The organism is Novisyntrophococcus fermenticellae, assembly GCF_018866245.1.
GTDB classification, from domain to species: Bacteria; Bacillota; Clostridia; order Lachnospirales; family Lachnospiraceae; genus Novisyntrophococcus; species Novisyntrophococcus fermenticellae.
The window spans coordinates 2,511,161-2,525,733 of record NZ_CP076458.1; the positions used below are offsets into that span (position 1 = coordinate 2,511,161).

Here is a 14,573-nt window from a genome sequence, read left to right on the forward strand (position 1 = left end):
ACTTCATTCTACCATACAAGAAGTGCTTTTGTCACTCGTTTTGTTATGATTCAGGATTCGTTCTTATTTGTTCCCTTAAGTACTGAATTCAATACCTTTGCAAAAGGCTCCATTGCATTCATGGCTTCTTCCACTGTGTTGGTCTGTGCCCCAACCTCCAGCAAAATGGACTTAGGCCGAACATGAAGGTTGTACCGGTAGCCTTTCAGGTAGATGCATCTGGTAAAATCAGGGTAGCATTGTTTTGCAAGATACTCCAACTGAAAGGAAAATGCCAGATTGTCCTCTATATAAGGATTAGGCAGCGAATCGATGGGTCCATTCATACTCGTCCTGCTCAGCCCATTAAAAAACATAACCTTTGCCGTAGGTTTTCCGTCAATCTCTGTAACCAGATGCTTCGATTCATCTACTCCGTCGCGGTGCAAATCAATTACTACCTCTATAGACGGATTTTCTGCCAGCACCTGCTGCAAAACAGGCTCTGCATAATTATAAGCCTTACTTCGTTCCAGTCTTCCATCTACCAGGTCAAATGTATCTGTCCGGTGCAACACCTGGTATCCATAAGTATCCCGAAGTATCTGTGCAAGATGTTCTCCCACCCCAATTACAGTGGTACTGGTATCTCCCGCCACAGAATCCGCAAATTCCTCCTGCGAATGTGTATGGTAAATCAATATCTTTGGGCCGGAGGTATCATCGCTTATTTTCATGTCTTTTCCCCATAGTTGATCCAGATTGATTTCAGATTTCTCAGCAGAAGTATTTCCATCTACAACAAAGAAGTTATTCAGGAGGAAATTATAATCCTGAAGCTGTTCCAGTGATATCGGATTAACTATGTTAAAAGAACTGGTCTGCTGTACCTGCTCATCTGTTCCCTTTTGCGTCTGCTCTGGCTGTACCTGTGAATCCTGCTGGATTTTCTGCTGGTTTTCGGCCGTAATCTTAGCCTGAATCACACGCTCATTTTCCTCGAGAATAGCCGCTTCCGTGGAATCATCTTCAATAATCTCTGTCTCTTTTCCCTCTTCTTCCTCTTCCGCTCCCATTCCCGGTATCTGTTCCTGAGCCATCTGAACAATACGTTCAAAAATATCTCCGTTTCCTGCATTGCCATTTTCATAGTATACCTGAGGAATGTATGTCTTTACCGCTAAGTCCGCAGCCTGTTCGTAAGCGGCTCCCAGGATTTCCTTCCCTCGCTCAGCTCCCTGAGCGGTGATGACTTTATAGCTTCGATAAACCAAAATCACTGCTATTGCCGCCATCACGATAATCACTATCGTCCCCAGACCTTTGTTATTTCTGTCCAACCTCTCACCCCCTGTATCTATCTTATGCAGAGGCTGGCCAAAATGGACTAACTTTATACAAAGAACCTCCATTCACATGACGGTATGAATGGAGGCTCTATATTTATTTTTCGTCTCGTTTATGCGATTGAGTTTACAGCCTTGCTCAAACGTGCGACTTTTCTGGATGCGTTGTTCTTATGATAAACGCCCTTGGAAGCTGCCTTGTCAATTGTAGAAACTGCTGCTGTCAGCGCGCTCTTAGCGGCATCCTTATCTCCAGCAACAACTGCTGCGTCAACTTTCTTAATAGATGTCTTGACAGCAGATCTGATTGCCTTATTTCTCTCTGTTTTTGTTCTGCTTACCAGAATTCTTTTCTTTGCAGATTTAATATTAGCCAAACTGTACACCTCCGATACTTGATTCTGTTTTTTATTTATCTTTATCATCGAAGTAGACACGGACACCTCAATGAAACATACCTATTTATCTTATCCCTTTTATCTTTCATTGTCAATACATATTTATCTGAAAAACGTAAAAACTATTTTTAAACTTGTAGGAGGCTTACGAAAATGAACAAGTACAAAGTGCGGACAGATCTTGCCATGGAAAATGGCGAAAAGTATGAGAAAGACAATGTTGAGATTCAGGGTGTGACAATCAAGAAGCATTATAACAAAGTAAAGGATATTCACACAACACTGGTAAAAATTGAAACAGAGCACGGCGCACGGCTGATGGAGAAACCGATTGGAACCTACATTACTATGGAGGCTCCTTCCCTGGCCGTTGCAGATGAAGATTATCACAAAGAAGTCTCTGTCGAATTGGCGCGCCACCTGAAGAGATTACTTCCCAAAAATCTGACATCCGTTCTTGTTGTGGGACTGGGAAATCAGGATGTGACCCCGGATGCTCTCGGCCCCGGAGTCGTTGGAAATCTGCATATTACAAGGCATCTTATCCGCGAATACGGTTCCGGAGGCCCGGGGACAGAACACGCACCTATGATAAGTTCTCTGGTTCCGGGTGTAATGGCCCAGACCGGAATGGAAACGCTGGAGATTCTTCAGGGTGTGGTTGAAAAGACCAATCCGGATATCATCGTCGTAATTGATGCATTGGCTGCGCGGAACACCAAAAGATTAAATTGTACGGTCCAGTTAACAGATACCGGAATCAGTCCGGGATCCGGTGTGGGCAACTACAGATGCGGATTGAATAAGGAGACCCTGGGAATACCGGTCATCGGCATTGGCATTCCTACCGTTGTCGATGCAGGTACAATCATCCATGATGCTGTCTCCAATCTGTTGGAGGCCCTGGAGGAGTCCGAAATTGAAGAGTTCCTCGGTGAAATAATAAGTCCTACAATGGCAACCATGTTTGTTACACCAAAAGATATTGATGAGACTATAAAGCGCTTGAGTTTCACCATTTCAGAAGGTATCAATATGGCATTCACCGGCTGAAAAACTCCCGGGAAGAGTTCCGTTCTTCCCGGGAGTTACTCAAACACCACTATATTTGACAATCAGCAGCTCCACACTCATTATATCAGAAAGACGTCCGGTCTTGACATCGGCCTCTGTAGCTATGCAGTCCTCCATGGCTTCTTCTAATTGCTGCCGGGAATATTGCTGCATCAGCGGCAGATACTTTTTCACCGCAAAATCCCTTAAGCCTGTACGGGCAGCTATAGTACGTATATCACAGCCCTCCATATATAAGCTCTTAACCTGCAGCATCATATTGAATTCTCTCGCAATAAGAGCAAGAATCTTCATAGGAGGTTCTTTCAAAGATAGTAAATTATAATATAGCTCCAACGCTTTTTTCTGCTGTCTTCCGGAAACCGCACGAACCATATCAAAAATCTGATTATGAATCTGAGCCGTGCAGATTTCTTCAATATCTCCCGCCGTGACCACGTCTCGTCCCATCGTGTAGCAGAGCAGCTTTTCAAGCTCCTTGTCGATATTCCCCATGTCATTGCCTGTCTTTGTAAAGAAGAGTTCGATATCCGATTTTGTAATCCGCTTATTCTCTCTTTTTAAGATTCCCAGGACCCATCTGGTCAGGGTGTTCGCATCCTGCGTTGCAAATTCCACGGCTCTTCCTGCCTTCTGCACGGCCTTATACATGCGGCTTCGCTTATCCAGCTCATCTTCTACAAATATCATGCAGATATACGAAGGCAAATCCGCAATATAGTCAGCCAGTTTTTCGGCCTTGTTCTTAAAGAATCCGGTATTTTCCAGCAGAATAATACGTCGTTCGGCAAAGAATGGCATTGTCTCAGCAAGATCGATAATTTCCCCTTCATTCAAACCTTTTCCTTCAAACCTGGAAAAATTCATGGTATCTTCGTCTGTATGCAGTGCCTGGCAGATCTTATCCCTATACTGTTTTTTCAGATAAGATTCTTCTCCGTAAAACAGGTATACTTTCTTATAATCCTGATTTTTAATGTCCTCAATAATACTTTTCATATAATCAGCTCCCATACTTCTACACGATACAGAAATAAGGAGACTTTGTCAATGGGAAAACCCTACTTACTCAGACGGATAACATGAAAACTCTTGTCACACAATACAGTCTGCAGAATTCCGTCTGTAACCTTTGCATTACCTGTCCTCGCCGGTGCTACATTGGATGGATTTTCTTCTGTATTCATTGCCTTCACATCCGGATGTGTCAGTACAACATGCTCTTTTACCTGATATCCTGTGAACTGCCGAACATCGCAGGACAGCTCCATAGATTCTTCCAGGTCCTTATTTACTGCAAATATAGTCAGACTTTCTTCTTCCTGATTCATAATGCAGACAGAATCCAGGTAGGGAGCATCCCCGTGAACGCTTTCATATACGGGCGCTTTTACCACTGTATTCAAAACTGTTCCCCGTCCATAATTACTGATTAATTCGAATGGATAATAGATGGTCTGTTTCCATGCACCTGTATCTGAAGTCATAATCGGTGCAATTACATTGACAAGCTGCGCCAGACAGGCTACTTTCACACGATCCGCATGACGCAGCATCGTAATCATCATTCCTGCAACCAGCAGAGCATCCTCAAAGTTATAGATATCCTCAAGCTGATGTGGTGCTTTGCACCAGCGTTCCAGTTTCTGATCCTGTTCATTCGAATGGTACCAGACATTCCACTCATCAAAGGACAGATGGATGGACTTTTTGCTGCGTTTCTTAGCCTTTACTGCATCACATATGGATATTACAGAACTTATAAACTCATCCATAGCAACCGTATTAGCAAGAAATTCCGGTGTATTATTGTCCCTGTTTCCATAATACTGATGAAGTGACAGATAATCTGCCTGCTCATAGCATTCCGACAACACAGTATCCTCCCATGTACCAAACGTATCCATGGTAAGTGCTGAACTTCCACATGCTACCAGTTCGATTGACGGATCTACCATCTTCATGATACGCCCTGCCTCCGCCGCCGTTCTTCCATACTCTAAAGCGTTCTTATGCCCCATCTGCCACGGACCATCCATTTCATTACCAAGGCACCACAGCTTAATATCGTGGGGATTCTCATATCCATGCTTTCTTCTCAGATCACTGTAATAGCTGCCGCCCTTTAAGTTACAGTATTCCACAATGTTCTTGGCATCATCAACGCCGCGGGTTCCCAGATTAACTGCCATCATAGGCTTTGTGTCTGCCTTCTTCGTCCAATCCATAAATTCATTCAATCCGAACTGATTCGTCTCAATCACGTTCCATGCCAAATCGATTTTCTCAGGTCTCTCAGCCTTTGGACCGACACCATCCTCCCAATGGTATCCCGACACAAAGTTACCTCCTGGATAACGGACCACGGGAACATTCAGCTGACGAATCAGCTCCAGCACATCTTTTCTCAGACCCCGTTCATCTGCAAATGGACTTTCCGGATGATAAATCCCTTCATAAACAGCACGTCCCAGGTGCTCAATAAAGGAACCATAGATACGCTTATCCACATCGCCGACAATAAAATGTTTGTCTATACACAAAGTTGATTTTTTCATGCTCTCTTTTCTCCTTAACATTAAATGACATTGGCTATATCTTGCAGTATATCATGTACTGAAAAAATATAAATAACATAATTTCTGAGAATATTGACTTTTTTTCCGTACATGCTATTCTTAAGGTGAGAAAACAGCCCTGATAGGGCGATATGAAAGGAACTACCATGATTACAATCGATTATTGCGGATATCATACACATAACCCCGACTGCGAATTAATATGCCGGCCTTCAGGTACTGCCAGCTATCTCTTTCTGTTGGTACTGGCACCCATGACCTTTCGGTTTCCCGATCAGTCTTCCTGCAAGGCCAAGCCTGGTGCATGTATCCTGTATTCTCCGGGACATTACCAGAATTATCAGGCGGAAAAAGAATTTTTCAACAGCTATGTTCATTTTTACTGTGATGAACAGATAGTGAACCAATATGATATCCGGCAAAATGAACTTTTTTATCCCTATAATCAAGAAGAGCTGAACTGGCTTTTGAAAAAGATTTATCAGGAATTTCTTAATAAGATGACCAGCTCAGAAACTATGATGGATCTTTATATTCGGCAGCTTCTGATTCTGCTTCACCGCGGTCAGAGTCAGGAGACCATGCCCAATGAGCAGCGGCAGAACATCTACCCGGAGCTTCTGGCTCTTCGTGGGCAGATGCTGGGAAATTGTGAATTGCCCTGGACCATAGAGCAATTATGCGGCATCCTGAATATCGGAAAAAGCCAGCTCTACACCTACTATGAACGTTTTTTTCACTGTTCACCCAAAGAAGAGCTCATCCAGGCGAGACTTCAAAAAGCAAAATATCTGATGAGTAACGATGCCGTCACCATAAAACAGGCGGCCTTCGAATCCGGCTTTCAGAATATCAATCATTTTAACCGGCTTTTTAAGTCCCAATGCGGCTGTACACCCGGCGAATATAGAGGCGTTTCTATGCAGTAAACCTGCCACCGGCAGCTTTCCTTGCATACTTTGGTATAAAAACAAGCTCGGATTCAGACAGATAATCTGTCTGAATCCGAGCTTGCCGGTTGTTAATCACATTATTTAGCATCCGGATATTCAAAGCATAGCAGCCGATAGGGTTCCTCATCCTCTTCGATGGATGGGAAACGTCCGACCGGAGGATTAAATCGATTATCCGTGTTATCGTCATTACACATGGACACCTCTCCAATCAGCACATCTCCTGTACCCGGCTTTACGTCAAAATCGTGGTACTGGTGTGGCCACAAGGTGATACTCTCCCCGGATGTACCTCAACACCGGTCCCTGCAGGCACATAATAAGACCGTCCGTCAGAATTTACACACACGTCTGTATCCGCCAGTTCCTCATTTCCATCATCATTATAGACATGGATGATCATGGTGCCGCCACCCCGGTTGATGATGTCCTCTGATTTACTCCAGTGAAAATGCATTGGTGAATGCTGTCCTTCTTTCAACATCAATAATTTTTCAGCATAGACTTTTTTATATTTTGGATTGTTCTGATTTCCATTACGCAGTGTAACCAAAGCAAATCCAACCTTATTCCAGTCGCCTAATCCATAATCGGTTATATCCCATCCAAGCATATTATCGCGGATTTCATCGTATTCGTGCCCTTTTTCCTTCCATTCTTCCGGTGTCCAGTTACAGAACGGCGGAAGATGAAATCCATTTTCCTTAATGAGTCTCTCCATATCCTTAATACATGCATTAATTTCTGAGCGCTTCATATAAAAACCTCCTTAAAATAAAAGTTACAATTCTTATCATTATTTGATTAGAATTGTAACTTTATCCTTATTTAGCGTAATCTGTTACGCGGCTTTCCCGGATCACATTCACCTTGATCTGCCCCGGATATTCCAATTCCGCTTCAATCTGCTTCGAGATATCTCTTGCCAGCAGTACCATCTCGTTGTCATTAATCTGTTCAGGCACTACCATGATACGGACTTCTCTACCCGCCTGAATAGCAAAAGACTTGTCCACTCCTTTAAAAGAGTTTGTTATATCTTCCAATTGTTTCAATCTGTTTGTGTATGTTTCCAGCGTCTCCTTCCTCGCACCAGGCCTTGCCGCAGAAATAGCATCTGCAGCCTGAACCAGACAAGCAATCAGAGACTGAGGTTCTACATCGCCATGATGGGATTCCACTGCGTTTATGACAAGTGCAGACTCTTTGTACTTACGGCAAAGGTCAACACCAATCTGGATATGGGATCCTTCCACCTCATGGTCAATGGATTTTCCGATATCATGTAACAGTCCCGCACGTTTTGCCATACGGATATCTGTCCCAACTTCACCTGCAAGCAATCCAGCCAGCTGTGCCACCTCGATCGAATGCTTAAGTGCATTCTGTCCGTAGCTGGTACGGAATTTCATACGTCCAAGTAAACGAAGTAATTCCGGATGAATACCATGCACACCAACTTCAAGAGCCGCAGCCTCACCTTCTTCGCGAATCATGGTATCCACTTCTTTTTGAGCTTTTTCAACCATTTCCTCAATACGGGCCGGATGGATGCGTCCATCAACAATTAACTTCTCTAATGCGATACGCGCTACTTCACGTCTGATTGGATCAAATGAAGACAGCACTACTGCTTCCGGTGTATCATCAATAATCAAATCTACTCCTGTAAGAGTTTCCAGGGTACGGATATTACGTCCTTCCCTTCCGATAATTCTTCCCTTCATCTCATCACTGGGAAGCTGAACAACTGAAATTGTGGACTCGGACACATGATCTACCGCACACTTTTGTATAGCGGTTACCACATATTCTTTTGCCTTGCGCCCTGCCTCTTCTTTCGCCTGGCTTTCCAGTTCCTTGTAAATCTTAGCCGTGTCAATTTTAACTTCATCTTCAACAGATTTTAAAAGATATTCTTTTGCCTGTTCGGAGGTTAGTCCGGAGATTCTCTCCAGTTCCTGCACTCCCTGATCGTATAACTCGTTGGTTTTCTTTTCTTTCTTTCTGATTTCTGCTTCTTTTGCTGTAATATCATTCTCACGACGTTCTAATACGTCTGCTTTTCTGTCAATGGATTCCTCCTTGGACAGTACTCGCCTTTCATACTTCTGCAGCTCCGCTCTGCGCTCACGGGATTCTTTTTCCACCTCATTCTTGGTTTTTAAAGATTCCTCCTTCGCTTCCAAAAGTGCCTCGCGTTTCTTAGTTTCAGCTGTTTTCAATGCCTCATCTATTATGTTTCTAGCCTTTTCTTCTGCAGTGCCAATCTTTTCAGAATCCTCTCGAACTTTCTTGTCAACTGCAACTTTTCCGGTAACGGGAACCGCAATAAGTAGAGTAATACACACAGCAACAATTGCAATTATCACATATGCAATCATTACAGGAGCACCTCCTTATTAAGTTTTCATTGTACATTCACAACAGTTCAATTTTATACTGTTTTTACAAATTTGTCAATCGATTAGGATGTAATTTGTATAGGTTTATTAATGACAATTCTGGTACCGCCGGAAAACTTTTCCTATATCCTGACTTTGAAACCCTCTTCTCATCAAAAAGCCATAGAGCCGCCGTAATTCTTTTTCGTCCAGAGTATGCGGTGCTCCGGCTTTTTTATACACCAGTTCCTCAATAATCGGCTCCTCAGACCCTGTCTCTGTCTGTTCAAGCACATGAGTTATAATTTCCCTTGGGACACCTTTTCTCTCCAGCTCCAGGCGGATACAACGGATACTCTTTCTTCCCTGCATACAGCGTATATAGGCGTCAGCATATCGTTCATCATCCAGATAATGATAATCCTTCAAAAACCTGACTGCAGCCTCAACTGCCTCCTGTGGGTATCCGTCCCGTTCCAGTTTTTCTCTGACCTGCATCTGGGTCCTGTCCTGTGCAGTAAGCAAATGCATAGCCCTTCTTTTTGCCCGCCTGATCAATACCTCTTCCATAATTTTACGGTAGACCTCACCGGTCAGCTCACAGCCTTCTTCCAGATGGTAGCGGGACAGTTCACCTCTATATAATACAAAAGTGATCTGCTCATCCGTTATAATCTGATATCTTTTACTACTCAGTGGTTTAATGCACTCTACAATCATGCCCTATTTATTCTCTTTGACCTTTTCTTCCTTCTTTGTATCCTCATCTTTAGCCTTTACCAGGCCATAATGCTCCCGAACCTGTCTCTCGGCCTCTTCACAAATCTGAGGGTTCTCCTTAAGGTACTGCTTTGCATTCTCACGTCCCTGACCGATCTTGGTATCATGATATGCATACCATGCGCCGCTTTTCTGAATAATTCCAAGATTGGAAGCCAGATCCAACACATCCCCTTCTTTTGAAATGCCCTGTCCGAACATAATGTCAAATTCCGCTTCCTTAAACGGTGGGGCCACTTTATTCTTTACAACTTTAATCCTGGTATGGTTACCCACGACTTCTCCGCCCTGCTTCAGCGTCTCGATCCTTCTCACATCCAATCGGATGGAGGCATAAAATTTCAGCGCACGTCCTCCGGTTGTAACCTCCGGATTGCCGAACATAACCCCAACCTTTTCACGCAGCTGATTGATAAAGATGACAATACAGTTGGATTTACTGATTGATGCCGTCAGTTTACGCAGTGCCTGAGACATCAGCCGGGCCTGGAGCCCCACATGGGAGTCCCCCATATCCCCGTCAATCTCTGCCTTTGGCACCAGGGCCGCAACCGAGTCCACAATTACAATATCCACCGCTCCTGAGCGCACCATAGTCTCTGTGATTTCCAGAGCCTGTTCGCCGCTGTCGGGCTGTGAAATATACAGATTGTCAATATCCACTCCGATATTCCTGGCATAGGCCGGATCCAGGGCATGCTCAGCATCTATAAATCCTGCTATCCCCCGGATTTTTGTACTTCTGCAACCATATGTAGTGCTACGGTTGTCTTACCGGAGGATTCCGGTCCGTATACTTCTATAACTCTTCCCCTCGGGATTCCTCCCAGTCCAAGAGCGATATCCAGACTGAGCGAACCGGTTGGAATCGTCTCAACATTCATATGTGCGCTGGCATCACCAAGCTTCATCACAGATCCTTTGCCATATTGCTTTTCTATTTGTGCAATTGCCCCATCAAGAGCTTTTAACTTTTCGTCATTATTAATCATCAGAATCTCCTTCCGCACGAACGCATGTTCGCTGTCTACTCTATAGTATTACATATTTTGAAAATTGTCAATCAAAAAACGGGAAACTCGCAGGGAAATCTGCCAGAACATATCGACATCTCTAATGTAACACAGATTCCGGTCAGTGGTCAACCGTGTAAACGGGTGAACATGCGGGCATATTCGTTCGGCCCGCCACCCGCGTAAATTTATCGGGGACCGCATCCCATTGAATGCCGTCCCCGATAAATGATCCTTCTGCGACCTTGGGAGCGCATTTGAAAATGCTCCGAAGTCGATTTACTCTACAAGTCCGTCGTACAGATCCCGATACCGGTGTGCAGAACTGAACCACGAATAGTCCTTTGCCATCCCACGATCCACAATTTTATTCCATTCACGTTTTTTATCATAGTAGATGCGTTCCGCATAACGGATTGTGCCCATCATCTCATGGGCATTATAATTTGCGAAACTGAAACCCGTACCGGTTCCATCATACTCATTATAGGGCTCTACCGTATCCTTTAAGCCCCCGGTTTCACGTACAATCGGTATTGTCCCGTAGCGGAGGCTCATCAGCTGGCTAAGGCCGCAAGGTTCAAACAAGGACGGCATCAAAAATGCATCCGCCGATGCGTAAACTTTATGAGACATAGGCTCCGAGTAATAGATATTCGCAGCAACCTTATCCCCATATTTCCATGCAAAGTGGCGAAACATATTCTCATATTGTGCTTCTCCGGTTCCCAGAACCACCAGCTGAACATTATCCTGACATAATTCATCCATCATGTAAGCAATCAGATCCAGTCCCTTTTGGTCCGTAAGACGCGAAACCAGTCCAATCATCATAACCTTGGGATCCACTTCTAATCCAAGCTCCCTCTGCAGAGCGGTCTTGTTCTTAACCTTCTCCTTACGGAAATTTCTGGCCGAATAGGTTTTCTCAATATACTGATCCGTCTCAGGATTATACTCTTCGTAATCGATGCCATTCACAATGCCTCTTAAGGAGCCCGCACGTGCGCGCATCAGTCCGTCCAGACCTTCTCCGTAAAACGGCATCTTAATTTCATCTGCATAGGTTTTACTCACAGTTGTAATTTCATCTGCATAAACCAGACCACCTTTCAGATAACTGGCGTCCTTTTTGAATTCCAGCTTGTCAGGCGTGAAAAAGTAGTCCGGGAGTCCGGTAATATTCTTTATTGTCTTCATATCCCACACGCCCTGGAATTTCAGATTATGTATGGTCATAACTGTTTTTATCCCGCGATAAAAATTACTGTCCTGAAATCGTTCTTTTAAATATACCGGTATCAAACCCGTCTGCCAGTCATGACAATGAATGATATCCGGCCGAAAATCTATGGTGGGCAATGCAGATAATACAGCCTTGCCAAAGAAAGCAAATCGCTCCAAGTCTTCCGGAACGCCCCTATAGGCTTCCGTTCCGGTAAAATGCTCTTCATTATCAATAAAATAGAAAGTAATTCCCTCGTATTCCAATTCAAAAACTCCAACATACTGCTGACGCCAGTTCAGGTCCATATAAAAATGATTGATATACTGCATCTTGGCCTTATACTCTTCTTTTATCATGGAATACTTCGGTATCACAACACGTACATCAAAATACTCTTTGGGGAAACATTTGGGCAAAGAACCTACTACATCAGCAAGTCCTCCGGTCTTGACAAACGGCACTGCTTCTGAAGCAGCAAATAATACTTTTTTCATGCATACAACCCCCTGTCCGGCTTTCATTTTATTAGAAAATTATATCATAGAATTTGATGTATGAAAAGTAGTATGTCTTTGCTTTTTGCCTTTAATTCTTATACTCCAGTCTGATTTTGTCTGCAATTAAAGCGATAAACTCGGAATTTGTAGGTTTTCCTTTCCCATTGCTGACCGTATAGCCAAACAAGGCATCAATCGTATCCATCTTACCTCTGCTCCAGGCTACCTCAATTGCATGGCGTATGGCACGTTCCACCCTGCTTGGCGTAGTCTGATGTTTCTTCGCAATAGTCGGATATAGAATTTTTGTAATTGAATTCAGCATCTCCACGTCTTCTACGGAAAGTATGATTGCATCTCTCAGATATTGATATCCTTTGATATGTGCAGGAACTCCGATCTCATGGATGATATTCGTCACATCCAGTTCAAGATTTCTTTCCTGAGACTGGACTGTGCCCTCCAGACTGGGTCTTATCTCACCTCTGCTGGTATTCCTGCCGCCAACCGCTTTGATTCTGTTTATTACAACGTCATTATCAAAGGGTTTCAGGATATAATAATTCGCACCCAGATTAAAGGCATCTTCTGTAATCCTGTCATGTCCTACTGCAGAAATCACGATAAAAGCCGGCTGTTTTTCTATCGCCTGGTCTTTAGCGACCTTTTCCATGATTGTAAGTCCGTCCATCTTTGGCATAATAATGTCCAACAATACTACATCTGGTTTTTTCTCGCGTATAATCTCGTAGATATCTTTTCCATTATCGGCCTGTCCCACGAGTTCAAACTCCTTGTCACTTCTGATGATAGTAGCCAGTAAATCCAGAATCCGTTCATTATCATCTGCAACAGCAATATTCAGTTTTTCCATAGCAAGTATATCTCCTCCCATTATTTCTGCCATAATCGACCCTCATCAAAATGATATTGTCTGATTATGTGTGTGGGAAATGGCGGCGCGCCTTTTTTCGATATATCTTCATTCCAAACACTATATACATTATAGTTTGTAAATCCTCTTTATTCAATACAAACTTCCAAATATCAGTCATTTTCTTTCGCATTTTTCTATTATGATTCAACAAAAAACTCCATGATTTACCATTTTTTCTTTCAATTCTTCTAAAACAATTATATATTGAGCATATTTTCTATAAAAATACCATATCCACATGTAGCGTCTGCAATAAACACATGTGTGACAGCTCCTATAATTTTTCCGTTTTGTATAATCGGGCTTCCTGACATTCCCTGAACAATTCCTCCTGTGACATTCAACAGCCCTTCATCCACTACCCGGACTTCGAAACACTTGTTTGTATCCGACTGCCCCAGATCTATATTGCTTATTTCAGCCTGATACTCCCGGATCGTGCCGTCAACGCTGCAGAGAATCGTTGCAGGACCTGGCTGTACTTCCTGCTTCATCGCTATTTCATAGCTGTTTAGAGGAAGGCTGTCCATGGATTCCTGATCCAGCGATCCATAAATACCGATTTTCGTATTTTTGTCGATATTCCCCATAATATCTTCATTACGATAGCGAATCACTCCCCGCAGCTCTCCCGGACTTCCTGAGCTTCCCTTTACTACATCCAGAATTTCTGCCTGATATAGCTCTCCCTTTCCAAGTTTCAGTAAATCCCCGGTATCTGCATCACTGATTCCATGTCCCAGTGCTCCAAATTTTCCATCCTGGGTAACATAGGTCAGGGTTCCAATACCCTGAACATTGTCCCTGACCCATATTCCCAGCTTATATGAACCGTCCTCTGTCATAACCGGCGTAACCTGCAAATCAATCAGTTCATCTTGCCGCATCACGGACAATACCATAGAGCTGCCGTCGCTTTCGGCTACTTTATCAAGCAGCTCCTGTTTATTATTTAAGTCCTGCCCATTGATTTTTTCAATATAATCACCAGCCCGCACGATATGTTCCGCCGGTTTTATAAGCTGCCCATCCTGGGTCTGCACTTCACCTGCATCCACAATCAGGACACCTTCCGTCTCCATGTAGATTCCCACAGAAGAACCGCTTACAAAGACTGCGGGTCTTTCTGTCTTTTCCACCTTGACGGATTTTAAAGGTAAAATATCAGCAAGTTTGACTTCTACTTTGTAGCTCCCGCTTCCGGACACCTCCATTTCTTTTGAATAGGTTACCATCGGATGATCTGTCAGTTTTTTTAAAGGTTCTTTATCATCACTACAGTAATGAATTTCATCCGGAATTGAATTTCTTAAATTAAAGTATGCATAAATTCCGGCGGCCAAAGAAGCAGCCACTAAAATTATAAGTGTAAAATTGCGGTATTTCTGTCTTCTGTTCATCATTA

General features: G+C 43.5%; 11 protein-coding genes and 2 pseudogenes. 2 read left to right on the top strand and 11 right to left on the bottom strand.

Translation table 11 applies throughout. The features are described from left to right. Window positions 1–50: 50 nt before the first annotated feature. Both KNL20_RS11495 and rpsT read right to left on the bottom strand, forming a co-directional pair. Complete coding sequence (locus KNL20_RS11495; protein ID WP_230397887.1) at window positions 51–1,319, bottom strand: stage II sporulation protein P; 1,269 nt, start codon at window positions 1,317–1,319, stop codon at window positions 51–53. A 119-nt stretch (window positions 1,320–1,438) separates the two neighbouring features. After that, window positions 1,439–1,702, bottom strand: a complete 264-nt coding sequence (rpsT, locus tag KNL20_RS11500) for a 30S ribosomal protein S20 (RefSeq protein WP_230397888.1) — start codon at window positions 1,700–1,702, stop codon at window positions 1,439–1,441. A 174-nt stretch (window positions 1,703–1,876) separates the two neighbouring features. On the opposite strand from rpsT, the gene gpr reads away from it, so the two are divergent. Further along, a complete protein-coding gene (gene gpr / locus KNL20_RS11505; protein WP_230397889.1) occupies window positions 1,877–2,776 on the top strand; it encodes a GPR endopeptidase in 900 nt (299 codons plus the stop codon). Between the two features lie 39 nt (window positions 2,777–2,815). Here gpr and holA read toward each other — a convergent pair whose 3' ends face one another. Then, entirely contained in the window at window positions 2,816–3,796 is a 981-nt protein-coding gene (gene holA / locus KNL20_RS11510) for a DNA polymerase III subunit delta (RefSeq protein ID WP_230397890.1), read from the bottom strand. Window positions 3,797–3,858: 62 nt separating this feature from the next. Beyond that, window positions 3,859–5,355, bottom strand: coding sequence for an arabinosylfuranosidase ArfA (gene arfA / locus KNL20_RS11515; protein ID WP_230397891.1), 1,497 nt, complete (start codon window positions 5,353–5,355; stop codon window positions 3,859–3,861). Between the two features lie 167 nt (window positions 5,356–5,522). Between arfA and KNL20_RS11520 the strand changes: the two genes are divergently transcribed. Continuing rightward, window positions 5,523–6,305 carry a helix-turn-helix transcriptional regulator gene (locus tag KNL20_RS11520; protein ID WP_230397892.1) on the top strand — a complete coding sequence of 261 codons (783 nt, stop codon included), beginning with the start codon at window positions 5,523–5,525 and terminating at the stop codon, window positions 6,303–6,305. Window positions 6,306–6,406: 101 nt separating this feature from the next. Here the strand turns inward: KNL20_RS11520 and KNL20_RS11525 are convergent. From KNL20_RS11525 to spoIVB, 7 genes and pseudogenes are all read right to left on the bottom strand, one after another. Beyond that, a pseudogene (locus KNL20_RS11525) lies at window positions 6,407–7,086 on the bottom strand (D-lyxose/D-mannose family sugar isomerase). Between the two features lie 67 nt (window positions 7,087–7,153). After that, window positions 7,154–8,713 (bottom strand): ribonuclease Y, encoded by a 1,560-nt coding sequence (gene rny / locus KNL20_RS11530; RefSeq protein WP_230397893.1) that lies wholly within the window; start codon window positions 8,711–8,713, stop codon window positions 7,154–7,156. Window positions 8,714–8,821: 108 nt separating this feature from the next. After that, window positions 8,822–9,433, bottom strand: a complete 612-nt coding sequence (locus tag KNL20_RS11535) for a regulatory protein RecX (RefSeq protein ID WP_230397894.1) — start codon at window positions 9,431–9,433, stop codon at window positions 8,822–8,824. 3 nt (window positions 9,434–9,436) lie between these two features. Continuing rightward, a pseudogene (gene recA, locus KNL20_RS11540) lies at window positions 9,437–10,485 on the bottom strand (recombinase RecA). Between the two features lie 300 nt (window positions 10,486–10,785). Continuing rightward, window positions 10,786–12,228 carry a glycogen synthase GlgA gene (gene glgA / locus KNL20_RS11545; protein ID WP_230397895.1) on the bottom strand — a complete coding sequence of 481 codons (1,443 nt, stop codon included), beginning with the start codon at window positions 12,226–12,228 and terminating at the stop codon, window positions 10,786–10,788. A gap of 91 nt (window positions 12,229–12,319) precedes the next feature. Beyond that, the gene (gene spo0A / locus KNL20_RS11550; protein ID WP_230400103.1) at window positions 12,320–13,105 is read right to left on the bottom strand and encodes a sporulation transcription factor Spo0A; all 786 of its coding nucleotides are present in this window, start codon (window positions 13,103–13,105) and stop codon (window positions 12,320–12,322) included. 260 nt (window positions 13,106–13,365) lie between these two features. Beyond that, window positions 13,366–14,571 carry a SpoIVB peptidase gene (gene spoIVB, locus KNL20_RS11555; protein WP_230397896.1) on the bottom strand — a complete coding sequence of 402 codons (1,206 nt, stop codon included), beginning with the start codon at window positions 14,569–14,571 and terminating at the stop codon, window positions 13,366–13,368. Window positions 14,572–14,573: the final 2 nt, after the last annotated feature.

Bases quoted from the DNA above. Each gene is read 5' to 3' on its own strand.
- gpr (WP_230397889.1), top strand. From the start codon at position 1,877: ATGAACAAGTACAAAGTGCGGACAGATCTTGCCATGGAAAATGGCGAA.
- glgA (WP_230397895.1), bottom strand. From the start codon at position 12,228: ATGAAAAAAGTATTATTTGCTGCTTCAGAAGCAGTGCCGTTTGTCAAG.
- holA (WP_230397890.1), bottom strand. From the start codon at position 3,796: ATGAAAAGTATTATTGAGGACATTAAAAATCAGGATTATAAGAAAGTA.
- rny (WP_230397893.1), bottom strand. From the start codon at position 8,713: ATGATTGCATATGTGATAATTGCAATTGTTGCTGTGTGTATTACTCTA.
- spoIVB (WP_230397896.1), bottom strand. From the start codon at position 14,571: ATGATGAACAGAAGACAGAAATACCGCAATTTTACACTTATAATTTTA.
- spo0A (WP_230400103.1), bottom strand. From the start codon at position 13,105: ATGGAAAAACTGAATATTGCTGTTGCAGATGATAATGAACGGATTCTG.
- arfA (WP_230397891.1), bottom strand. From the start codon at position 5,355: ATGAAAAAATCAACTTTGTGTATAGACAAACATTTTATTGTCGGCGAT.
- KNL20_RS11520 (WP_230397892.1), top strand. From the start codon at position 5,523: ATGATTACAATCGATTATTGCGGATATCATACACATAACCCCGACTGC.
- KNL20_RS11535 (WP_230397894.1), bottom strand. From the start codon at position 9,433: ATGATTGTAGAGTGCATTAAACCACTGAGTAGTAAAAGATATCAGATT.